General features: G+C 70.6%; 19 protein-coding genes, 2 tRNA genes and 2 pseudogenes. 9 read left to right on the plus strand and 14 right to left on the minus strand.

Translation table 11 applies throughout. From position 1 onward, the window contains the following. Window positions 1-31: 31 nt before the first annotated feature. From C5N14_RS33415 to C5N14_RS25505, 8 genes and pseudogenes are all read right to left on the minus strand, one after another. Window positions 32-727 (minus strand): annotated as a pseudogene (locus C5N14_RS33415) (NAD(P)-dependent oxidoreductase); the annotation flags it as partial. Window positions 728-748: 21 nt separating this feature from the next. Beyond that, window positions 749-1,465: an ABC transporter ATP-binding protein gene (locus tag C5N14_RS25475; RefSeq protein WP_117671432.1), complete on the minus strand. Its 717-nt coding sequence runs from the start codon at window positions 1,463-1,465 to the stop codon at window positions 749-751. Next, the gene (locus C5N14_RS25480) at window positions 1,462-2,241 is read right to left on the minus strand and encodes an ABC transporter ATP-binding protein (RefSeq protein WP_117671434.1); all 780 of its coding nucleotides are present in this window, start codon (window positions 2,239-2,241) and stop codon (window positions 1,462-1,464) included. The genes C5N14_RS25475 and C5N14_RS25480 overlap by 4 nt, the downstream gene beginning before the upstream one ends. Then, window positions 2,231-3,208 (minus strand): branched-chain amino acid ABC transporter permease, encoded by a 978-nt coding sequence (locus C5N14_RS25485; protein ID WP_117671436.1) that lies wholly within the window; start codon window positions 3,206-3,208, stop codon window positions 2,231-2,233. The genes C5N14_RS25480 and C5N14_RS25485 overlap by 11 nt, the downstream gene beginning before the upstream one ends. Next, window positions 3,205-4,080 (minus strand): branched-chain amino acid ABC transporter permease, encoded by an 876-nt coding sequence (locus tag C5N14_RS25490; protein ID WP_117671438.1) that lies wholly within the window; start codon window positions 4,078-4,080, stop codon window positions 3,205-3,207. The genes C5N14_RS25485 and C5N14_RS25490 overlap by 4 nt, the downstream gene beginning before the upstream one ends. A 4-nt stretch (window positions 4,081-4,084) precedes the next feature. Then, complete coding sequence (locus tag C5N14_RS25495) at window positions 4,085-4,501, minus strand: VOC family protein (RefSeq protein WP_117671440.1); 417 nt, start codon at window positions 4,499-4,501, stop codon at window positions 4,085-4,087. A 42-nt stretch (window positions 4,502-4,543) separates the two neighbouring features. Beyond that, window positions 4,544-5,299: an SDR family NAD(P)-dependent oxidoreductase gene (locus C5N14_RS25500; protein WP_117671442.1), complete on the minus strand. Its 756-nt coding sequence runs from the start codon at window positions 5,297-5,299 to the stop codon at window positions 4,544-4,546. Next, window positions 5,296-6,513 carry an ABC transporter substrate-binding protein gene (locus C5N14_RS25505; protein ID WP_117671443.1) on the minus strand — a complete coding sequence of 406 codons (1,218 nt, stop codon included), beginning with the start codon at window positions 6,511-6,513 and terminating at the stop codon, window positions 5,296-5,298. The genes C5N14_RS25500 and C5N14_RS25505 overlap by 4 nt, the downstream gene beginning before the upstream one ends. Before the next feature lie 326 nt (window positions 6,514-6,839). Between C5N14_RS25505 and C5N14_RS25510 the strand changes: the two genes are divergently transcribed. The 6 genes and pseudogenes from C5N14_RS25510 (at window position 6,840) to C5N14_RS25535 (ending at window position 12,475) form a co-directional block, all read left to right on the plus strand. Continuing rightward, window positions 6,840-7,856 carry an LLM class F420-dependent oxidoreductase gene (locus C5N14_RS25510; RefSeq protein WP_117671445.1) on the plus strand — a complete coding sequence of 339 codons (1,017 nt, stop codon included), beginning with the start codon at window positions 6,840-6,842 and terminating at the stop codon, window positions 7,854-7,856. Between the two features lie 22 nt (window positions 7,857-7,878). Further along, a pseudogene (locus tag C5N14_RS25515) lies at window positions 7,879-8,283 on the plus strand (MaoC family dehydratase N-terminal domain-containing protein); the annotation flags it as partial. Window positions 8,284-8,334: 51 nt separating this feature from the next. After that, the gene (locus C5N14_RS25520) at window positions 8,335-8,733 is read left to right on the plus strand and encodes a MaoC/PaaZ C-terminal domain-containing protein (protein WP_117671485.1); all 399 of its coding nucleotides are present in this window, start codon (window positions 8,335-8,337) and stop codon (window positions 8,731-8,733) included. A gap of 115 nt (window positions 8,734-8,848) precedes the next feature. Continuing rightward, window positions 8,849-9,790 (plus strand): RNA polymerase sigma-70 factor, encoded by a 942-nt coding sequence (locus tag C5N14_RS25525; protein ID WP_117671447.1) that lies wholly within the window; start codon window positions 8,849-8,851, stop codon window positions 9,788-9,790. An 81-nt stretch (window positions 9,791-9,871) separates the two neighbouring features. Further along, a complete protein-coding gene (locus C5N14_RS25530; protein ID WP_117671449.1) occupies window positions 9,872-11,056 on the plus strand; it encodes an NAD(P)/FAD-dependent oxidoreductase in 1,185 nt (394 codons plus the stop codon). A gap of 177 nt (window positions 11,057-11,233) precedes the next feature. Further along, window positions 11,234-12,475 carry a hypothetical protein gene (locus C5N14_RS25535; protein WP_128763660.1) on the plus strand — a complete coding sequence of 414 codons (1,242 nt, stop codon included), beginning with the start codon at window positions 11,234-11,236 and terminating at the stop codon, window positions 12,473-12,475. Between the two features lie 380 nt (window positions 12,476-12,855). Here the strand turns inward: C5N14_RS25535 and C5N14_RS25540 are convergent, their stop codons facing one another. After that, on the minus strand, window positions 12,856-13,770 hold the full coding sequence (locus C5N14_RS25540; protein ID WP_243640024.1) for a hypothetical protein: 915 nt from the start codon (window positions 13,768-13,770) through the stop codon (window positions 12,856-12,858). A gap of 187 nt (window positions 13,771-13,957) precedes the next feature. Here C5N14_RS25540 and C5N14_RS34290 point away from each other — a divergent pair, with 187 nt between their 5' ends. Next, a complete protein-coding gene (locus tag C5N14_RS34290) occupies window positions 13,958-14,989 on the plus strand; it encodes a beta family protein (RefSeq protein ID WP_117671453.1) in 1,032 nt (343 codons plus the stop codon). Here the strand turns inward: C5N14_RS34290 and C5N14_RS34295 are convergent. From C5N14_RS34295 to C5N14_RS25580, 4 genes are all read right to left on the minus strand, one after another. Beyond that, complete coding sequence (locus C5N14_RS34295; protein WP_117671455.1) at window positions 14,955-15,524, minus strand: sce7726 family protein; 570 nt, start codon at window positions 15,522-15,524, stop codon at window positions 14,955-14,957. The genes C5N14_RS34290 and C5N14_RS34295 overlap by 35 nt on opposite strands. An 873-nt stretch (window positions 15,525-16,397) precedes the next feature. After that, window positions 16,398-16,474 (minus strand) — tRNA-Ile (locus C5N14_RS25565). 297 nt (window positions 16,475-16,771) lie between these two features. Then, window positions 16,772-18,886: an MMPL family transporter gene (locus C5N14_RS25575; protein WP_117671463.1), complete on the minus strand. Its 2,115-nt coding sequence runs from the start codon at window positions 18,884-18,886 to the stop codon at window positions 16,772-16,774. A 226-nt stretch (window positions 18,887-19,112) separates the two neighbouring features. Beyond that, window positions 19,113-19,188 (minus strand) — tRNA-Asn (locus C5N14_RS25580). Between the two features lie 283 nt (window positions 19,189-19,471). On the opposite strand from C5N14_RS25580, the gene C5N14_RS25585 reads away from it, so the two are divergent. After that, window positions 19,472-19,873, plus strand: coding sequence for a hypothetical protein (locus C5N14_RS25585; RefSeq protein ID WP_117671465.1), 402 nt, complete (start codon window positions 19,472-19,474; stop codon window positions 19,871-19,873). Window positions 19,874-20,054: 181 nt separating this feature from the next. Further along, on the plus strand, window positions 20,055-21,239 hold the full coding sequence (locus tag C5N14_RS25590; protein ID WP_117671489.1) for an ROK family transcriptional regulator: 1,185 nt from the start codon (window positions 20,055-20,057) through the stop codon (window positions 21,237-21,239). A 51-nt stretch (window positions 21,240-21,290) separates the two neighbouring features. Here C5N14_RS25590 and C5N14_RS25595 read toward each other — a convergent pair whose 3' ends face one another. Further along, the gene (locus C5N14_RS25595; protein WP_117671467.1) at window positions 21,291-22,301 is read right to left on the minus strand and encodes a sugar phosphate isomerase/epimerase; all 1,011 of its coding nucleotides are present in this window, start codon (window positions 22,299-22,301) and stop codon (window positions 21,291-21,293) included. Window positions 22,302-22,677 lie beyond the last annotated feature (376 nt).

Raw genomic sequence — 22,677 nt, forward strand, 5'->3', positions numbered from 1 at the left:
CCGCGCCGTCGCCGGCCAGCGTGACGGCGGCGTGCAGGTCCTTGGCGACCATGCCGGGCGGCAGCACCTCGCGGATCTGCCGGCGGTAGTAGGCGAAGTTGCCGGTCAGCCAGGACTGCGCGGTGCCGGAGTTCAGCACCTCCAGCAGCTCCGCCTCGCCGACGCCCGCGTCGCCGCCCAGCGCCAGGGCCTCCTCCAGCACCTGGAACCCGACGTGCAGCGCCAGGTTGTTGGCCAGCTTGGCGGCCAGTCCCGCGCCGACCGGCCCCACGTGGTGGATCCGGCTGCCCAGGGCGTCGAGGACCGGGCGGACGCGGGCCAGCTCGTCCGGGTCGCCGCCGACCATCAGGGTGAGGTCGCCGCGTCGTGCCCGGGCGTCGCCGCCGGCCACCGCCACGTCCAGCAGCGCCACCCCTGCCGCGCCCGCCTGGGTCGCGACGTCCCGCACGGTGTCCAGCGAGATCGTGCTGTGCACCAGGATGGTGCCGCCTGGGCGCATCTCGGCCAGCAGCCCGGTCACCACGTCGCGGACCTGGGCATCGTCGTACACGGCGACGCCCACCACGGTGGCGGCGGCGCCCACGTCGGCCAGCGAGGCCGCGACCCGGGCACCGGGCACGCCGGCGGCGGCCGACGCGTCCACGTCGTACACGACCACCGGGAACGTACCCGCCAGTGCGCCGGCCATCGGCCGGCCGATGTTGCCCAGCCCCACGAAACCGACCATCACGGCACCGTCGGCCACGGCTCAGCCCTCCACGATCGCGCCCATGGCGGCCTGGTAGGCGGCGTCCAGTTCGGCGACGTCATCGTGTTCGGCGACGACCCGACCGCGCATCAGCACCACGCCGCCGTCGGCGACCTGGCCGAGCACGCCGATGGTCGGCGCGGCCAGCAGTACGGCGGTGCCCGACCGGGCCAGTTCCCGCACGGTGCGCAGCAGGTCGTCCACGATCAGCGGGGCCAGTCCGGTGGCCATCTCGTCGAGCAGCAGCACGCTGGGGTCGGTCATCAGCGCGCGGGCCACCACCATCATCTGCTGCTCACCGCCGGAGAGCACGCCGGCCGGCCGGTTCGCGCGGGTGCGCAGGATCGGGAAGCGGTCCAGGGCCTGCTCCACCCGTTCCGGGTCCAGGCGGAGCAGTTCGGCGCTGACCATCAGGTTCTCCCGGACGCTCATCCGGGCGAAGAGCTGCCGACCCTGCGGCACCAGGGCGAGCCCGGCCCGGGCCCGGGCCCGGGTGGGCAGCGCGGAGACATCCCGGCCGCCGAGGTACACCTGCCCGCCCGCCGGCACCGAGCCGTACAGTGCCAGGACCAGGCTGCTCTTGCCCGCGCCGTTGGGGCCGACCACGAGGGTCACCCGCCCCGCCGGTACCCGCAGTTCGGTATCGGTGAGGCTCAGCGCACTGGCCCGCCCATATCGAACGGTCAGGTCGGTGGCCCGCAGGCCCGTCTCGCTCATCGATCCACCTGCCCGGTGCCGAAGTAGACTGCCTGCATCTCGGCGCTGGCGAGGCAGTCGCGGGGAGCGCCGTCGAAGACGACCGTGCCGCCGGCCATCAGCACCATCCGGTCGGCCATCGAGGCCACGATGTCGACGTTGTGGTCGACCAGCAGCACGGCGGTGCCGCCGGCGGCGACCGTGCGGATGGATGCGGACAGGCCGGCGATGCCGTCGGAGGCCAGCCCGGCGAACGGCTCGTCGAGCAGCGCGATGCGCGGGTGCTGCAACAGCGCGCGGGCCACCTCCAGCAGCCGCAGCTCGCCGAGGGTCAGGTCGGCGGCCAGCCGGTCGATCCGGCGCAGCCCGAGGCGGGCGGCGACCTGGCCGGCCTCCTCGCGCAGTGCCCGGCCGCCCGGGGCGACCACGCCCCGCGCCGCCGCGCGCAGCAGTGCGAAGCCGGAGGACAGGCCCCGGGCGAAACCGCCGACGATGATGTTGTCGCGGGCGGTGAGCGCGCCGGCGACCTGCGGGTACTGGTAGGTGCGGGCCAACCCGGCGCGACGGGCGCGGCGGGACGGTGGGCCGGCCAGCGGCACCCCGCCGGCGAGCACCTGGCCGCTGTCGGGCTGCTGCTCGCCGCCGATCAGGTCGACCATCGTGCTCTTGCCCGCGCCGTTGGGGCCGACCAGCCCGACGATCTCACCGGCGCCGACGGTGAACGAGGCGCCGGTGACCGCCTTGACCCCGCCGTACGACTTGGTCAGCTCTTGACAGGAAAGGATGTCAGCGTTCATCGCGTCCGCCTCTGTTGACAGCGCCGACGAGCCGGCCGGTCAGGTCGCGGGCCAGTCCGATCAGGCCCTCCGGGGCGAAGATGAGCACCGCCACCACGGCGACGGCGAACAGGAGCGTCCCGGAACCCTGGAAGAAGTTGAGGTTGAAGGTGAGCTCGGTGACCAGCAGCGCACCGATGACCACACCCCACGGGCTGGACCGCCCGCCCAGGAACGGGATGAACACCGCGAGGAACGCCACCGACACCGGGATCGACTCCGGCAGGATCGACAGGTTCGCCGTGGTGAACACGGCGCCGGCCAGCGATCCGATCGCGGCGCCGATGCTCAGCGAGATGAGGGTCAGCGCGGTCACCGGCACCCCGGCCGCCTCGACGGCGACCGAGGCCTGCGCCTTGGCCCGCAGCGCGACGCCGAACGGCGAGCGGCGCAGCCGGGACAGCAGCAACGCGATGAGCCACATCAGCACCAGCGCGATGACCACGATCTGGTCCCTGCCGAGCTCCGCGCCGAAGACGCTGATCGACCGGGTGAGGATCACGCCCTCGGCGCCGCCGGTGACGCCGTCCGCGTCGATGAGCCAGGCCTGGAACGCCTCGCTGAACAGCAGCGTCACGGCAGCCAGGTAGAAGCCGTTGAGCCGGCGGGTGGCCAGGCCCAGGAGCACGGAGATGAGTACGGCGGCGACGATGCCCAGTGGTAGCGAAACCAGCAGCGGCCAGCCGGTCCGGGTGGCGACCAGGCCCAGCGCGTAGCCGCCGATCGCCGCGTACGCGTTGTACGCGATGGACAGCGAGTCGCCCATGATGAAGTGGCTGTACAGGCCGAGCCCGATCAGCCCGTACGTGACGGTGAGCACGGCGAGGTCCTGCCGGTACCCGTCGGTGCCGACCCAGGTGATGGCGAGGATCAGCAGCGCGCCGGAGATGACCGGTTCGGCGAGGGGCCGCAAGCGGGTGGCGCTCATACCCGTACCCGTTTCATGAAGATGCCCTGCGGGCGGAAGGCGAAGAACAGCACGGCGGCGGCGAGCGTCGCGTAGTGCAGGGCGGCGGCGCCGAAGTAGAAGATGGCGGCCGACTGGATGGTGGCCAGGATCAGCCCGCCGGCCAGCGGCCCCCACACCGACGCGGTGCCGCCGATCACCAGCGCCAGGAACGCGAAGAGGGTGTAGTCCATCGCGCTGTCGAAGATGATCCCGGACCGCGCCGCGAAGACGCTGCCGGCGAGGCCGGCCAGCGCCCCGGCGAGGGTGAACGAGGCGATGCGTACCGCCCGCACCGGCAGCCCGAGGACGATGGCGGCCGGGGTGTTCTCGCCGATCGCGCGCAGTCCCCGACCCATCCGGGTGCGGTAGACGAACAGCAGCAGCAGCCCGAACGCCAGCGCGGTCAGCCCGACCTCCAGCGCGGCCTGCGCGGTCACCGTGGCGCTGCCCAGCCGTACCGCGCCGTCCCCGACCAGTTGTGGCCCGGGCAGCGCGGCACGGCCGAACAGCACCCCGGAGATCTGTTCGAGGGCGAACAACGTGGCCACCAGCGCGATCACCATCGGCAGTTCCTCGTTGGCCCCCGGCTTCCACATCGGACGCACCACGAGCACCTCGGTCAGCAGCGCCAGCGCCACCGCGCCGACCACCCCGATGGCGATTCCGGCGGCGGCGGGCAGTCCTCGTACGCTGGTGAAGTACGCCGAGGCAAGCCCGGCGAACACCGCGTACCCGCCGACCGCGAAGTTGAAGAATCCGGAACTCTCCCGCACCACGAACATCGCCGCGGCCAGTAGACCGAAGAAGCATCCCGTCTCGATGATCGAGACGATGACCTGTAGGGGGATCATTGACTCAAGGGTGCTTCTGGTTGATCTCGACGACGTTCATCGACGGGTCGTAGCAGTAGACCTGCCGGTATCCCTTGAACGCCCACGTGCCGGCGTCGTTGTAGGGCATGCCCAGCTCGGCCAGCCGTCGCATCACGCCGTCGATGTCGTCGACCTCGATGGCGATGTGCCCGTTGATGACCGGGTGCAGCCGCAGGTCGTTGTCCCACGGCAGCGACGGGGTCGGCTTGCAGATGTGGATCTGCCGTTGGTTGTGGTCCTCGAACAGGGCGACGAAGTCGTTGCCCGTCTGCAGAGCGCCCCGCCCGTCCTCGACGAACGGGAACGTCTTCTCCTGCATGCCGAACACCTTCGAGTAGAAGGCGGCCATCGCCCGGACGTCCGAGGCGGGCAGGTTGACGTGATGCAGGCTCCACGACATAGAACTCACTCCTTGGGGTGGTGGTGCGGGTGGTGGCGCGGGTCAGACCCGAAGTGGGTGGCCGCCGCCGACGATCAGGGTCTCGCCGGTGATGAAGGCGCTGTCCGCGCCGCAGAGGAACCGCATGGCGCCCACGAGGTCGGCCATCCGGCCCTGGCGCTGGATGAGCTGCTTGTTGGCGATGAAGTCGCGAAGCAACTCCTCGGGCAGGTCGGCCATGGCCGACTCGGAGTCCATCGGCCCGGGGGCCAGGCAGTTCACCCGGGTCCCGTCGGGCGCGAACTCCTTTGCCAGCGCGGCGGTCAGGCCACGCACGGCGAGCTTCGTGATGCCGTACACGTCGGTGGCGGCGAACCCGGACACCGACGAGATGTTGAGTACCGCGCCCGCGCCGCTGCGGCGCAGGTGCGGCCGGCAGGCCCGGGCGCAGTTGACGATGCCCAACACGTTCACGTCGAGGATCTCCCGCCAGCCGGCGGTGGAGATCTCGGTGACCGGTCGACTCCAGGCCATCAGGTGCTTGCCGGCGTTGTTGATCAGGATGTCGAGACCGCCGAAGTGTGCCGCCGCCTCGTCGACCGCGCGTTGCACCGACGTCTCGTCGGCGGTGTCGCAGGCGACCCCGAGCGCCACGGCGGCCCCGAGATCGGCGGCGGCCTGCACCGCCGCCGTCTCGTCGATGTCGGCCAGGACCACCCGGGTACCGTCGGCGACGAGCGCCTGCGCGAACGCCCGCCCGATGCCCCGGGCGCCACCGGTGATGAACGCGGTGCGCGGCTGGGCTGTCGTGTCGGTCATGAGCACTGCGGCTGGTAGTCGGCCCAGTTGTCGCCGGGCTGGTTCTGCTCGGTGAAGCGGCGCAGCACGATGCCGCACAGCCCGTCGCTGCCGACGTGCTTGCTGGACGTGAAGCTCATCGTGAAGCCCTGCCGTCCCCAGCTCGCCGGGAACGTGCTGATCTGTTCGAGCCCGCCCCGCACCTGCGCCGGACCGCTGTCCACGCCGGCCTTCTCGATCGCCTGCTTCAGCAGGTAGACGGTGTCGTAGCCCTGCGCGGCGAAGGCGGTCAACCCCAGGTACTTCTCCCCCAGCTTGGCCTTGAGCTTGTCGCCCAGCTCGCTGGAGCGGGTGTTGTCGGCGGAGATGGCGCTGGCGTAGACGAGCTGCCGGAACGCGCCGGGCTTGGCCAGCTTCCAGGTGTCCGGCTGGTTGCCGATCGACGCCAGGGAGATCCGCGGCAGGTCCGGCATGATCTGGTGCGCGGTGTTGTGGAACAGCACCTCCAGCTGGCCGCCCAGCGAGGACACGAACAGCGCGTCGGGCTTGGCGGCGGCGATGCGGCTGAGCTGCGGCGCCACGTCGGTGGTGTTCAGCGGCGCCTTCTCGTTGGCGACGATGGTGATGCCGGACTGTTCGAAGATGGGCAGCAGCCCCTTGTTGAGCCCGGCCATGGTGGGCGAGTCGTCGGTGATGACGGCCAGCCGCGTGACGCCGGTCTTCTTGAACGCCGCCGCGTACACGGTGCCGATGTCGGTGATCGGATTGGCCAGGATGAACGAGAACGTGTTGTTCGGCGGTTCCGCGATGGCGGAGGCGATGTTCGTCGCCGAGACGGCCACGATCTTCTCCTGCTCGACGACCGGCTTGACCTGCTGGGCCGACGCCGACGACGAGTTCATGATGATGACGCGGGCACCGTCGCTGACGAGCTTGCGTAGCACGGCCGGGGTCTGACTGGGCTGGCTGCCGTCGTTCTGGCGGATCAGCTTGAGCGATCGCCCGCCGACGCCGCCGGCCTTGTTGATCTCGTCGATGGCCAGCGAGATCCCGGTGCTCGCCTCGGCCGACGTGGCCGCAGTACCACCCGAGGTGTCCTCGACCATGCCGATGACGATGTCTCTTCCCGACGAGTCGCCGGAGTCCTTGCCGTCGCCACAGGCGGTGATCGATGCGGCGAACGTGAGTGAGGTGGCCACGATGCTCAGGCATCGCGCCGCGCGGGTACGGGACATGGTCGCTCCCTGCGGGTGGGGCAATGCGGCCGGAGAGCCCTGACGAACGAGATGCGACGCCGGGCCGTGGGGGTGTGGAGGGGATGAGCCGGAGGCTCCGGCTCTCGGCGTCCGAAGAGCGGACGGGGACGCCAACGGTCTGTCAGTAGAACCATGTTCCAGGTTCGTGTGCCGAACATCATGGAATGGACCATGCGGGGTGTCAACCCTCTTCCGGCCACCACCTTGGCAGAAGTAGAGAACCGAGGCTCTTGACGCCCATCCCTGGGCGTCCCTACTGTTCTCGAAATCAAGACAATGATCGTTCTATATACAGAACGGACAGCATGAAACTCGGACTCAGCCTCGGACACTCAAGCGGCCTGCGGGACCTCGGCGCCGTGGCCCGCCGCGCCGACGCTGCCGGCCTGGACTCGCTGTGGGTCTCGGAGGCGTACGGCTCCGACGCGGTCAGCGTGCTGGGTCACCTGACGGCGGTGACCAGCCGGATCGGCCTGGGCACGGCGGTGCTCCAGATGCCGGCCCGCACCCCGGCCGCCACCGCGATGACCGCGCTCACCCTCGACCAGCTCAGCGACGGCCGGCTCCTGCTGGGCCTGGGCACCTCGGGCCCGCAGGTCGTGGAGGGCTGGCACGGCGTCGCGTTCGACTCCCCGCTGGCCCGAACCCGCGAGTACGTCGACATCGTGCGTGCGGCGGTGGCCCGGCGGGAGCCGCTGACCTACCCGGGCGTCCACTACCCGGTGCCGTATCCGCGCGCCGACCGGGAACCACCGCGCCCGTTGAAGGCCACCCTGCACCCGGTACGCCCACGGATACCGGTCCTGTTGGCGGCCAACGGCCCGCGCAACGTGGCGCTCGCCGGACAGTTCGCCGAGGGCTGGCTGCCCGCCTTCTACTGCCCGGACCGGCCCGAGCTGTACCGGGACATGCTCGCCCCCGGGCTGGCCCGCCGCCCCGCGGACCTCGGCCCGCTGCGGGTCGTGGCCACGGTGCACCTGGCGCCCGGAGCCGACCTCGCGGCCTGTCGGGACGCGCTGCGCCCGGCGTTCGCCCTGTACCTGGGCGGCATGGGCGCGCGGGGCCGCAACTTCTACGCCGACCTGGCGTCCCGGCTGGGCTACGAGGCGGCCACCCAGCAGATCCAGGAGTTGTACCTGGACGGTCGCCGCGCCCAGGCCGCCGCCGCGGTACCGGACGCGCTCATCGACCAGCTTGCCCTGGTGGGGCCCCGCGAACGGATCCGGGACCGGCTGGCGGCCTGGGCGGATGCCGGGGTCGACGTCATGACCCTCAAGACCACCGACGTCGACCTGGTCGCGTGGCTGGCCGCCGCGCTCTAGAAGACCCGATCAGGAGAGAGACATGCCGCTCAACGAGGCGTTCGTCGGCAGGGTGTTCGCGCCCACCGCGCCGTACCGGGTCAGCCAGGAGAAGATCCAGGAGTTCGTCCTGGCCACCGGAGCCGCCCTCCCCCAGGACGGCCAGCCGGTGGTCCCGCCCACCTTTCCCATCGTGCTGAGCCTGCCCGCCACTCGGAACACGCTGTCCGACCCGGCGCTCGGTCTGGACTACAGCCGGGTGGTACACGGGCGCCAGCGCTTCCGGCACACGCGAGGCGTCCAGGCCGGCGACGAGCTGACGGTGACCGTCCACATCGAACAGATCCAGTCCGGCGGGGTGCACCAGATCGTCACCACGCGCAGCGAGATCGCCACCACGGCCGGCGAACCGGTCTGTACGGCGTACTCGACGCTGGTGGAGCGGGGCACCCGACCCCGGGCGGCCAAGCGCGGAGCGGAACCGCGACAGCCCTGGACCGTGCCCGGCCGGGAGCTTCCGGCCCGCGATTTCACGGTCACCCGGCAGGACCTGGTGCGCTACGCGGGCGCGTCGGGCGACTTCAACCCGATCCACTTCAGCGACCACGCCGCCACCCGGGCGGGACTGCCTGGCGTCATCGGGCACGGGATGCTCACCATGGCGCTGACCGCGCGGGCAGTCACCGAGTGGGTCGGGGACCCGGCCGGAGTGTTCGACCACGAGACCCGGTTCATGCTGCCGCTGCTGGTGCCCGACGAAGGGGGCGCCACCCTCACCGTCACCGCGACGGTCAGCGACCCCGACGATGCCGGCCACCGCCAACTGGTGGCCGAGGCAACCGCCGGCGCCACCGTTGTCGCGGGCTCCCGCCTCACCATCCGACCGGCCGCGCGGTGACCGTTGCGGGGCGGCGTGGGGGCGCGGTGCCGATCGGGCCCGCGCGACCAACGCGGGGGCACGTAGCGGCGCAGGTACGAAACGGCGCGGGCCGCGCGTGGTTAACTATCGAGCCATGCCGCTCAGTGCGCGCGACGTCGAACTGTTCGAGCACTCCAGGGCCCGCCTGGAGGCGATCGCCTATCGCCTGCTGGGCTCGGCGGGCGACGCCGAGGACGCGGTCCAGGACACGTTCCTGCGCTGGCAGGCCGCGGACCGGGAGCGCGTCGAGACGCCCGAGGCGTGGCTGACGAAGGTGCTCACCAACCTGTGCCGCAACCAGCTCACCTCGGCACGGGCCAGACGGGAGAGCTATGTGGGCACGTGGCTGCCCGAGCCGGTCCTCGCCGGGGACCGGATGCTCGGCCCGGTCGACACCGTCGAGCAGCGCGAATCGGTCTCGATGGCGGTGCTCACCCTGATGGAGCGGCTCTCGGCCAACGAGCGTGCGGTGTACGTGCTGCGCGAGGCCTTCGGCTACTCGCACAGCGAGATCGCCGAGATCCTCGACATCACCGAGTCGAACTGCCAGCAGGTCTACCGGCGCGCCAAGCAGCACGTCGCCACCGGCCGGGCCCGCGCGGAGGTCGACGGGCCCACCGCGCGAAGAATTGTCGAGGAGTTTTTCGCCGCAGCCACCAGCGGCGACACCCAGCGGCTGGTCGAGCTGCTGACCGACGACGTGAGGAGCACCGGCGACGGCGGCGGCAAGGCCCCGGCCCGCGCCACGCCGATCATCGGCGCGCCGGCGGTGGCGAGGTTCCTGCGCAACCTGTTCAAGCCCACCGACGTCAAACGGAACATGATGGGCGGCAGCCCCACCCTCTACGCCGAGGTCGTCAACGGCGGGCCCGCGGTGGTGGTCATGATCGGCGACCGCGTCCTCGCCGTCATGTCCCTGGAGGTCACCTCCGACGGCGTCGCGGCCATCCGCACCCAGGCCAACCCCGACAAGCTCGTACGCGCCACGCGCCAATGGTCCGCATCCGAGCACGGGGAGCCCCTCGACGCCTGGTGACCCAGGTCATAGCCAGCTCCTGTCAGGAATCGCGTCGCTGTCCGGTTCAGGAAGCGAACCCACCGAGACAGGAGTGAGGCCATGAAGCACCGCATCGTCGTCCTCGGGGCCGGATACGCCGGCGCCACCGCCGCCGGCCGCCTCGCCAAGCGACTGCACCCTGACGACACCGAGATCACCGTCGTCAACGCCGACGCCGACTTCGTCGAGCGGGTCCGCATGCACCAGCTCGCGGCCGGACAGACCCTGAAGCGCCGCACGCTGAGCGACATCTACGCGGGCACGGGCGTAAAGGTACGACTGGCACGGGTCACCGCCGTCGACGCCGACCGCAAGATCGTCGCGCTCACTGCCGAGCACGGCGCCGAGGAGATCGCCTACGACACCCTCGTCTACGCCCTCGGCAGCACGGCCGCGGACCACGGCGTGCCCGGCGTCGCCGAGCACGCGTACGACATCGCCGGCAAGCAGTCCGCGCTGCGACTGCGCGATCGCCTCGACGACCTCGCCGCGGGCGGGACCGTGCTGGTCGTCGGCGGAGGGCTCACCGGCCTCGAGGCGGCTACCGAGATCGCCGAGGCCCGGCCGGACCTCGACGTCGCGATCGCCGCCCGCGGCGGCCTCGGTGACCGGCTCACCGAGAAGGCGCAGCACCACCTGCGCGCCGTCTTCGACCGGCTCGCCGTCACCGTCCACGAGCACACCGACATCGTGCGGGTCGAGGCGACCGGCGCGGTCACCGGCGACGCCCGGGTGATCCCGGCCGAGGTGACCGTCTGGACGGCCGGCTTCGCCGTCCACCCCATCGCCGCGGCCACGACCCTGGCGGTCGCAGCGAACGGGCAGATCGTCGTCGACGCCACGATGCGCTCGGTCTCACACCCCGACGTGTACGCCGTCGGCGACGCCGGACTCGCCGAAGGGCCGGGCGGCAAGCCGCTGCGGATGTCCTGCGCCTCGGGGGCCCCGATGGCCTGGCAGGCCGCCGACGCCATCGCTGCGCGCCTGACCGGTCGGAAGATCCCCCGGGCCCCGCTGCGCTACTTCAACCAGTGCATCAGCCTCGGCCGCCGCGACGGCATCATCCAGTTCGTGACCGCCGACGACCGGGCCAAGCCGTCCCTCATCAAGGGCAGGATGGCAGCCCGCTACAAGGAGATCGTCTGCCGGGGCGCGGCCTGGAGCATCGCCCACCCGGCGGTGCTACTCCCGATCCGCCGCCGCGTCGTCGCACCCCGAACGGAGATCCTCGCCGCCACCTCGTGACGAGGCGAGCGCCGTGTCGGCACTCCGGCACCGGTCCCAGGCATCGGCGCCGGCCGCACAGGGTGCGCGCGCTGTCCCACGGTTCGCGTTGGTAGTGGGTGAGCGGGGGATACCGAGGCGAGCCGATTGCGGATAGTGTCCTCGGCCACACCATCCGCTCACCTGAAGGGTCCTGCTATGGCCATTGGTCATCGATGGTTGCCGCGTACAGCCGCCGCCGCGCTGCTCCTCCTCGCCGGGATGGCCACCCCCGCCAGTCCCGCCTCGGCAGCGGATCCGGATGCGAAATTCACGTTCGATCTGACCGGTACGACAATTCCGCTGGGGGTCGACAGAAAGAGGGTCCACCTGAGACTCACCAACCTGACCGACAAGACCCCGACCGAGGTCACTTTCTACGTCCGCCCCGTCGAGCTGGACTGGTCGAGCAAGGCCGCACTCATCTGGCCGGAGGGTGGTGGCTCCGGCGAGTGCGACGGCGACCACGCGGGTTGGTACTGCCGTATCGAATCGAGCCTGCTTCCGGAGCTACTGCCGGCACCCGGCGCGACGGTGGATCTTCCCATCGACATTCAGGTCTACGAGAAGAAGGAACCCTACGAAGGCAGGTTCCTCGTCGAGGCTGGCATGGCCTGGGGCGAGGACAGGGCACGCAGTGCCAGCAAATGGTTCACCCTCAAGTTGGTCGACGACCCCGAAGCCGACCTGTCGGTGGTGGCACCGGACGTGAAACAGTCGGCGCGCGTCGGCACGGACGGCAGGCTCGAACCGATCGGTACGTTGAAGCCGGGCGAGACGGGCGCAGTGCGGTACCGGGTCGCCAACCAGGGACGCAAGGCCGTCAGCGGCGTCAAGGCAACGCTGCACCTGCCCAAGGGTGTGACGTTCACCCAACCGCCGAAGGAGTGCGCGGTCGGCAACGACGGACGGTCAGCGGTGTGCACCTACGACACGCTCGCGCTCGTACCGGCCGGCCAGGACACCGACCCGAACGACAGCATCTACTCCGCCGTCGAGTTGCACAGCCTGGTGACGGTGTCGGCCTCCACCAAGGCACCCGCCACGTTGAAGGGCGGGACCGTGCAGGTCGAGGGCCTCACCGAGCAAACAAATGTCCGCTCCGGCCCGGAGCGCACCGAACTTCCGGCGAACGCCGTCGCCATCCGCGCAGCCGATGTGGACGACAGCGACAACCAGGACGGGTTCGCCGTCATGGTCGCCGCGAGCGGCGGCGGCGGGGACGGCGACGGTGACGGCGGCAGCGGTGGCGGGGGTGGTCTGCCGATCACCGGGCCGCAGGCCGGGCTGATCGCCGCAACCGGTCTCGCCATGATGGCCGGTGGCGGCATCATGTTGCTCCTCGCCCGGCGCCGCCGCACGGTCCCGGTGACCCCCGGGGACGAGACACCCGCTATCTGATCTGTCGTCCACCGGCCCACGACGGCCGTTCACCTAGGGCGGGATGGTTTTCATCCCGCCCTCGCTTTCCCAGCAAGCACGCGGCGGGTACGAGCACCACCGCATCTGAGGCACCGCTACTACGCCGTCGTCTCGTATACGCGGCTCACCGTCGGTGGCTTCCGGGTGGGGCCCAGAGGGCACCGGGAATGATCTTCGAGAGGGTGTTTGTGCTGGTGGGGCGGACGGGACTCGAACCCGTGACCGAGGGATTATGAGTGGCTTTCGGCTCTATGACCGACACCTCACGAGGTCACCTGACTGTCAGACTGGCCCACTACGGATCACTCCAGTCACGCAGTGATGCACGACTTCGCACCACGAGCCGCACCACGGTTGGCCTACGGATCTAGGCGGATGAAGCCGCCGCCCTCCTGTTCGTAGATGCAGGCGACGTTGACGCTGTGCAGCAGAGCGACGAGGTCCGAGCCCGGGTGGGACGGAAGCAGGACAGCCCTTGAGTTGTGCTCGACGTAGCGCGCGTAATCCAGCAACTGGCCGAGAGCCAGACGCACGTGGTGACGAGCCGCGGAGCTCTTCGCCTCAACCAGCTCAGCTCGGCCTCCATCGAAGAGATCGGTGTAGAGAGCCCTGCCAAGGTCGGGAAGCTTGATCTCCTTGCGCGTCGTGGTGCCGCCTTCCGCTGTCACGACCCCTACGTATCGATCCACAAGGTCAGCCTCACGCCGCTCAGCGGCTGTCGGTTCACGTTTGGGCTCTACCTGGAAAGCCTCGGCACGGTGCGCCTCCATCGGAACATCTCGCACCATCGGCTTACCTGCGCTCGCCGCATCGAGCTCGGGCACCTCGGCATCGACGGGCAAGAGCCGGAACACGATGACCTTCCGCAGGTCCCCCAGCCGATCCCTTGCTTCTTCCGCGTACCAGGGGCGCTCCGGATCAACCCGGAACTCGCCCAGGTAGCGCACGACAGAACGCTTGACCTCGCCGAAGAATCGAAGCCGCAGACCGCGGTCAAGGTGATCCCTCACTGCTGCGTTGCCGCGCACGAAGGTCTGATCGCCGACCTGACCCTCACCCGTGTAGTGGAACGCCCCATCAGGCCGCCACCCATCAAAGTCGTACCCGAAGCGAGCGCCGGCCGGGGACGAAAAGAGAAGTACGTCCGAGCTATTGGCCGGCCGCGTGATGCCACCCTGCCAGGAGCCGCCCACCCGCTGATGAAGCTGTCGCCGAACGAGCACGTCGCCTAGCTGAATGTCCCACGCCGCACTGATCTGAATGTCCCACGCCACACTGAAACGATAGAGCCAGGCAGCAAAGTCGACAGAAGCCGCAAATATCGCAATAGGCGCTTATAGGCCATGCTGCACAAGCCTTTGAAACACCTGCGATAGGCAATGTCAACTCGTTACATATAGAATTCCTTCAGATACCCTCAGTAGCCGAAGGCGCTACCGGCGAGACCCACAGGGGGCGGCTATGGCTCAATACTGGCCCGTACTCAAGGCGCGCGCAGGTGAGTTCAAAGCGCTGGGGCAACTTCGGGACCACGAGGTGAGCCGCATCCATCCCCTGTTCGAGCTCTCCCCCTCGGACGACAGTCCAACCAAGAGCGGCCTCAAGTTCGTGCGTCAGGTCCGCGAGGCGGTGCCAGCTGGCCTGGTCCTCGGAGTAGACACCACCTACGTCAGAGTCAACGATGACGGTCGACCGTTGATCACGGAGATCGCTAGCGACCTGGCACAGTGGGGCGTCCCTATCGCACCGGTCATCCGCCTCCACGACCCAGACGAACAGTTATCCGCGTGCGGTGAGGCTGCTCGCCTCCACGGCGAAACAGCTATCGTGCGCCTCGGCAGCCTTACCACAGATCCCGACCCTGTCGCCGATTCATCTCGGCTATCCAGAGCTCTGTCAATCGCTCGAATCAGTCTCGAACGATGCCACTTGGTGGTGGACATGGCCGAGGTTTCATCCGAAAGGGACGTCAGCCGAGCAGAGCAGGTCGCAAGGAACGTCCTTGATTCACTGGGCAACCAAGGATGGGCGTCGATCGTGGTCGCCTCAGGCGCTATGCCGTCCAGCCTTACAAGCCTCCCGCGCAACGAAGCGACCCCTCTAACGAGATGGGATTGGAAGCTCTGGGAGAAGCTAGCCGATCGCGGCCCGGAATTTGGCGATTACGCTATCGCGCATCCAACTCCGCCAGGGACTGGGGCCCGCGGCCCTTTGCCCAGCCTCCGGTATACAGCGAGCGGCAATTGGTGGATCTACCGTTGGGCTCGTCATCAGACCGGCGGCAACGACAGCTTCTATGACCTGTGCCAAGCGCTAGTGGCGTCCGAGCATTGGCCGACCGAGGGCTCCGACTTCTCATGGGGCGACAGCGAGCTCGCGCGATGCGCCAGACACCAGCCTGGGCCGGGAAACGCCACACAGTGGCGAGCATGGGGAACCTCCCATCACCTCGCTCACGTCATGAGCGAGTTGGCCAATCCTCTCGCGTCCTGAGCACGCGCCGCACCTCCGCCCGCAACTCTTCCAACTCTAGGGTCTCAGCGAGGCGTTCCCATACGAACCATCTCGGCGCCTTGGACAGGCCGCGGTGGTTGCCGCGCTCACGCAGAAGGGCCAGCGCTTCATCCCGCCAAAGCAATTGAGCGACGGAAAAGGGATCGGGGCTTGGATTATGCCTGCCCCGGCGTACATTCCGAAGCCGGACCGCACGCTTGCCAGGGAGCGCAAGCCACACCCCCCACCAAGGGGGGACCATTTCGGCAGCTTGGTCCAGATACCGGCCCGTCGTCACCAACGAAGCTCGGTCCAGGACTCGACTATACAATTCGACCTGAGCCTCTAGCCGGGTCAAATTGTCCTGGTCGCTTTTAATCTCAAAACCAGAGATGTGACCGTTAATAACAGCCACATCCACTCGAGTTCGGCCAGCACAGAGGCCTAATTCATGCCGGATCTGAGTATCAGGCTGCGAGTCGTACTTTGTTGCGAGACGAGCCGTTAGCGCCTGACGGATATCGCTATCGCGCATCGCACTCCTTCGGCTCACCCGCTACCCCAGCGGCCCGCCAATACTTCCATACGCGGTTGCCCGCTTCTAGTGCAACGCCTCCGTGTCCCTCCGGCGGCTCGTGGTGACATCGTCAGCCGATGAAGCACCAAGAGCCGACGGAGGACAGGCTGCCTATGTCTAGGACCTGCTGCCGGCTCGACCCGGTCGCCAGGGGTCGCGCCGCTTCGGGCGCCGTGGGCAGGTGCGGGTTGGGCTGAGGCATCCCGGGCTTCTCCGCTTGATCTGTTGGGTTGACCGCGATCCAGCGCCATCGGACGGCCCGGTTCAGTGCGCCGGACAGGGTCCAGTGAATCTGCCGGATCGAGGCCGGGGCGAGCGGCTTACACTCGTGCGGACGGCACTTGTCGGTGCAGTCGTGCGGCCCTGCCTTCCGGTGCTCGATGGCCTTCCGCGCGCCTCCACAGTGGTCCCGGCACTTCCGCAGCACGGCGTAGAACGACTCCAGCGTCTCGGCGTCCAACCGGCAGCTTGCCGAGCAACGGCCGTACGTGCTTGTTCAGCTTCTTGACGTACCCCTGCCGGGTCGACGCTTCGACGTCGAGCACTTCAAGCCACCGGTCAAGTAGCTGGTCGGAGGACGCGCGTACGCGCCTTCTCCGCTTCCTTCCGGGCCGTCGGGCCGGGCGGAATCGTCTCCGTCAGGTAGCGCCGCTTCTTCGTGATGGGGTCAAGACCCGCGTAGACCTTCGCCCTGAGTGAGCCGCTGGGCAGCTCCTCGATCTCGCCTCGTTGCCGCTTCGCACGCCCGTTCGCTGTCCCCATGGGGACAGACCGTGGCTCGCTCGCACCACGAGTAGCACCACGCGAAGATCGGCGATCTAGCGTTTGCGCTGGTGGGGCGGACGGGACTCGAACCCGTGACCGAGGGATTATGAGTCCCCTGCTCTAACCCGCTGAGCTACCGCCCCGCTACCGCGCCGGATCGTAACCCGCGCGGTGGATCAACGGCCACCGCGAAACAGCCCTATCCGCCCGCCGGACGACCCACCGGTGATCCACGCTGGGCTACGCGAGGATAACAGCACGCAGCCCCCACGAAGGGCTCAGCCCCGGGCGCGCAGCTCGGCGGGAACCGCCCCGGAGTGCGCCACCCGCTGGCCAGCGCATCCTGGACAAGGAGGCGGTCCCGGTGCTCCCCGGCGTGGTGCAGCCGCCGGGCCGCGGCCAGCCCGGCCAGGCCACCGCCGGCGACGACGACGACGGTCTCAGCGGGCATGGCGCGCCTGCCGGTTCGCGCGGCCCAGCCGGCTGGGCCACCAGATTCCCGGCCCGATGTCGTACGACAGGGCGGGCACCAGCAGCGAGCGGACGACGATGGTGTCGAGCAGCACCCCGACGGCGACGGCGACGCCCAGCTCGACGAGGACGACCAACGGCAGCACGGCGAGCGCGGAGAACGTCGCGGCGAGCACGATGCCGGCGGAGGTGATCACGCCGCCGGTGACGGCGAGGCCGGCGAGCACGCCGGGCCGGGTGCCCCGCTTCACCGACTCCTCGCGGACCCGGCTCATCAGGAAGATGTTGTAGTCGATGCCGAGGGCGACCAGGAAGACGAACGCGAACAGCGGGAACGACTGGTCCACCCCGGGGAAGTGGAGCAGGTGCCGGAAGATCAGCGCACAGAGCCCGAGCGTGGCGAGGAACGACAGCACCACGGTCGCGATGAGCAGCACGGGGGCGAGCAGGGCGCGCAGCAGCAGGGCCAGGATGACCGCGATCACCAGCAGCACCACCGGGATGATCACGTTCCGGTCCCGGGCGGACGCGTCGGAGGTGTCCACGTTGATCGCGGTGAAGCCGCCGACCACCGACCCGGATCCGGGCACTGCGTGCACGGCCGCCCGCAGGTCACGGATCGTCCGGTCGGCGCGTTTGCTGTCCGGCGGGTCGGCGAGGGTGGCCTCCAGCTGGACCCGGCCGTCGACCACCTTCGGCGGGGCGTTCGGATCGGGCGGCCCGGCCTGGTCGCGCCGGGTGACCGGGCGGACGGCGGCGACGCCGGGCACCCCCTGGGCCACCTGGGCGACCCGCTGGGCGGTCTCCTCGCCGGTGAAGATGGTGGCGGGGCTGCCCGTGCCGGCCGGGTAGTGCCGGGCGACGGCCTCCTGGCCGGCGACCGATTCCGTGCGGTTGGTGAACAGGTCGGTCTGGCCGAGGGTGGTGACCCCGAGCTGGGTGAGGCCGATGGTCAACAGGGCCAGGACGGCGGCGGTGGCCAGCCAGACCACCCGGGCCCGGCGGGCCACGAAGCCGGCGACCCGGGCCCAGACGCCGTGCTCGGCCTGCGGGTCCGCCCGGTCGGCCGGGGGGCGACGGGGCCAGAACGCCCAGCGCCCGCCGAGCACCAGCAGGGCGGGCAGGAAGGTGAGCATGACCAGCAGGGTGGCGGCGATGCCGACGGCGGCGACCGGGCCGAGCGCCCGGTTGGAGTTGAGACTGGACAGCAGGAGGCAGAGCAGGCTGACGATGACCGTGCCGCCGGAGGCGATGATGGCCGGGGCGGCGCCCTTCCAGGCGGTGCGCATCGCGGCCCAGGGGCGGTCGTGCCGGTGCAGTTCCTCCCGGTACCGGGCGATCAGCAGCAGGGCGTAGTCGGTGCCGGCGCCGAAGACGAGCACGGTGAGGATGCCCTGGGCCTGCCCGTTCAGCTTGATCACATCGTGGTCGGCGAGCAGGTAGACGAAGACCGCGGCCAGCGAGTACGACATCCCGGCGGCGAGCAGCGGGAAGACCCACAGCACCGGGCTGCGGTAGACGATCAGCAGGATGACCAGCACCACGACGAGGGTGACCAGCAGCAGCGGCCCGTCGATGGCGGAGAAGACCTCGATCAGGTCGGCGAGCAGGCCGGCGGGGCCGGCGACGTCCACGGTGAGGCCGTCCCGGTCGGCGCCGGCGACGGCGCGCAGCTCGTCGACCACCTGCCCGATCTGCTCGCCCTCGGCTTCGTCGATCGGCACGACCACCTGGAGGGCCTGGCCGTCCTGGCTGGGGACGGGCGGCGGGATCGGCGCGACGACGCCGCGTACCTGGGCGAACCGGGCGGCGTCGGCGGCGGCCCGCTGCCGGTCGGCCTCGGTGATGCCGGAGGTGCGCTCGTAGACGACCAACGCCGGGGTGGTCTGCCGGTCGACGAAGCCGGCGGCGAGGTCCTGGGCCCGGGTCGCCTCGGCGTCGGCGGGCAGGAAGGAGGCGTTGTCGTTGGTGGCGACGTCCCCCAACTTCCCGGCGTACGGCCCGGCGACGCCGCCCACCACGAGCCACCCGATCACGACCAGCACCGCGATCAGCGTGGCCGTGCCGGCCCGCCTCCCGGCCATCCACCCACCACCCCTTGACGTTGACCCACGGAGGCCAACCCCACCATCCTGCCGGCCGTACCGCCGAGGCGGGCCGAAACCGCCCACCCTCCCGCCGATGATCAAGAGGTCTACGTCTGGTTTCGGCGCCCGCCCGACGCAAACCCCTTGATCACCGCACTGGGTGGGGTGGGGGGTGGGGGGAAGTAGAGATGCCCGTCGGTGGGTGACGGGCATGGGTGGAGATTGGCTCCCCCGTTTGGACTCGAACCAAAAACCTGCCGGTTAACAGCCGGCTGCTCTGCCAATTGAGCTACGGGGGATCGCTTGTCGCCCTGGCCCGGACCTCTCCGGTGCCCGGCGACGGCACAAGAGTACAGGATTCCAGGGGGGTTTGGTCCAGGGGGTTACCACCCCGGGCCGACTCGCCCGGAGGGCGGCGGGCGGCGGCCACAAACAGACAATTCGCCATCCCGGCACAACCAGGCTTGAGCGCGGAGGAGGATGGGTAGTTAGCTGCCGACAGAGGATGCAGGCGCGAGACGGTCGCCGCCGCGGGGTCCGCCCCGAGGAGGCGACGGCGCGTCAGGTACGGAAGGAGCCGCCATGCGCGGAAAGATCATGTTTCTTGGCGGGCTGGCTGCGGGATTCGTCCTGGGCGCCCGTGCCGGCCGGGAGAAGTACGAGGAGCTCGTCGTCCGGGGCCGCAAGGTGCTCGACCACCCGACCGTCCAGGAGGCGGCCGGGGTCGCGCAGGCCCAGGCCAACCGGCTCTACAGCGAGGGCAAGGACAAGCTCAGCCAGTCCAAGCTGGGCGAGAAGCTGGGCACCAACGGCACCGGCACGCAGGGGCTGACCGCCGCCGACAAGCCGTTCGCCGGCACGCCGGCCACGGTCGGCGCCAAGGCGGGCAACAGCCCGTCCGGCACCGGCTCGACGGCGCCGACCCCGAGCACCGCTGCCCGCCCCAAGCCCTCGGGCACGGGGAGCAACGGCAGCACGCCCTGACCGACCGTACGACGACGGGCCGGTCGCCTTCGGGTGACCGGCCCGTCTGCTGTCGCGGGATGCGGGAGCACCGGCGGCCGGGCCCACCCCGGGCCGGGGGTGACCTTCCACTCGCTACCGCCCCGGCGGGCCGCGGCCGGGCGGACGAGGAGGGAGGATCTGCGGGAGGGAGGTGGTCACGATGACGTGTGTCGGCCCGGAGAATCCGGACCAGGCGCGGCTGCTCCGATTGCTCCGTGACGACGGCCCCCGGTCCCGGGTCGAGCTGGGCGATGCGGTGGGCCTGTCCCGGACCCGGCTCGTCGCCGAGGTCGGCCGCCTGGTCGCCCAGGGGCTGGTGGAGACCGCCGGCCCGGCCGCGTCCCGGGGCGGCCGCCGCTCCTCGCTGCTGCGCGTCGCCGCCCGGGTCCGCTTCGCCGGCATCGCCGTCGGCCCCGCGCAGGTCGACGTCGCACTGACCGACGGCGAGCTCAACGTCCTGGCCCGGCGCCGGGAGCCGGTCGACGTTCGGCTCGGGCCCGAGCCCACCCTCGCCCGGGCGCTGGAACTGCTCGGCAAGCTCCGCGCCGAGCTGGGGGTCGGCCCGCTGACCGGGGTGGGTGTGGCGCTGCCGGCCCCGGTCGCCTTCCGCGAGGGCGCGCCGGTCTCCCCGCCGGCCCTGCCCGGCTGGCACGGGTACGGCGTCCGCGACGCGCTCGCCGCCGAGCTGGGCTGCCCGGTGCTGGTCGACAACGACGCGAACGTGCTGGCCCTCGGCGAGCAGCACACCGGCACCGGTCGCGCCTTCGACGACTTCCTCTACCTCAAGCTGGGCACCGCCGTCGGCTGCGGCCTGGTGCTCGGCGGGACGCTGCACCGGGGCGCCACCAGCGGCGCGGGCGCCATCGGCCACCTGCGGCTGGCCGATGACGGGCCGCGCTGCGCGTGCGGCGAGAACGGCTGCCTGGAGGCGTACTGCTCGGACGACGCCCTGGTCCGGGAGGCGCTGGCGGCGGTCGGGGCCGGCCGCTCGGCGGCGCTGGCCGCCCGGTCGGCCGGGACCGGCACGCTCACCGTGGCCGACGTGGGGAAGGCGGCCGTGGCGGGGGACGCCGCCGCGCAGGCCCTGATCCGCGACGCCGCCCGCCGGCTCGGCCGTGTCCTGGTCGGGCTGGTCAACTTCGTCAACCCGGGAATCGTGATCATCGGCGGGGCGGCGTCGGGCGTCGGGCCGACCATGCTCGCGGAGATCCGCTCGGTGGTGTATCGCCGGTCGCCCCCGCTGGCCACCGGCAGCCTGCCGATCGTCCTGTCCGACCTGGACGACTCCGCCGCCATGGTGGGCGCGGCCCGGCTGATCAGCGACAACGTCTTCGCCGCCCCGTGACGCCACGCCGCGTCGGCCGGGCCCGCCGGGCCCGGCCGACGCGCGGACGGCTCAGTCCCGGCTGCTGCTGAACGCCGCGTCGAACGCGGCGGTCGGGGCGTCGAAGGCCAGCCTGCGGACGAACTGGAGCGCCTCGGGTGCCCCGACGAGGCGGTCCATCCCGGCGTCCTCCCACTCGATGGAGAGGGGGCCGGCGTACCCGATGGCGTTGAGCGCGCGGAAGCAGTCCTCCCACGGCACGTCGCCGTGGCCGGTGGAGACGAAGTCCCAGCCTCGGCGCAGATCCGCCCAGGGCAGGTGGGAGGCGAGCCGGCCGCGCCGGCCGTCGCCGGTGCGCACCTTCGCGTCCTTGCAGTCGACGTGGTAGATCCGGTCGGCGAAGTCGAGGATGAAGTTCACCGGATCCAGCTCCTGCCAGACGAAGTGCGACGGGTCCCAGTTCAGCCCGAACGCGGGCCGGTGCCCGATCGCCTCCAGGGCCCGCTTGGTCGTCCAGTAGTCGTACGCGATCTCGCTGGGGTGGACCTCGTGGGCGAACCGGACCCCCACCTCGTCGAAGACGTCGAGGATCGGGTTCCACCGGTCGGCGAAGTCCTGGTAGCCGCGCTCGATCATGGCCGGCGGCACCGGCGGGAACATCGCCAGGGTGTGCCAGATCGACGAGCCGGTGAACCCGACGACGGTGTCCACGCCCAGCTTCGCCGCCGCCCGGGCGGTGTCCTTGATCTCCTCGGCGGCCCGCTGGCGGACCCCCTCGGGCTCGCCGTCGCCCCAGATCCGGGCGGGCACGATGTCCTGGTGCCGCTCGTCGATCGGGTGGTCGCAGACGGCCTGGCCGACCAGGTGGTTGGAGATGGCGAAGACCTTCAGGTTGTGCTTCGCCAGGGTCTCCCGCTTCCGGTCGACGTACGAGTCGTCGGCGAGCGCCCTGTCGACCTCGAAGTGGTCCCCCCAGCAGGCGATCTCCAGCCCGTCGTAGCCCCACTCGGAGGCGAGCCGGCAGACCTCGTCGAACGGAAGATCGGCCCACTGGCCGGTGAAGAGCGTGATGGGTCGCGCCATTGTCCTACTCCCCTAGGTGATGGGGGATTCCGCGTGCGGGACCGGGGCGAGGCGACCGGCCGGGCCGGTGCGTGGCGGACGTGGCGGGGCGCCGGTGGGCGCGAAGGAGCGCCTGGGCCCAGCGGGTTGCGCCTCCCGCCGGGTCACCGGCCACCGCGTACGGTCGCCGCCCCCACTCTAGGGCCGCCCCGACCGGTAAGGAAGGGGCCCCGGCACAACGTCGACCGGAGCCCCTTCCTGCCCGGCGGCATCGCGGCGGGCGGGTGGCGGCGGCTACCGCCGGCCGCCCCCGCCCACCGCGGTCACGGCAGGATCCACCTCTGGTTGGCGGCGCCCAGGCAGGTCCACAGGTGCACCGGAGTGCCGTCGGCGGAGC

This window comes from Micromonospora sp. MW-13, from assembly GCF_003434305.1.
GTDB lineage: Bacteria > Actinomycetota > Actinomycetes > Mycobacteriales > Micromonosporaceae > Micromonospora.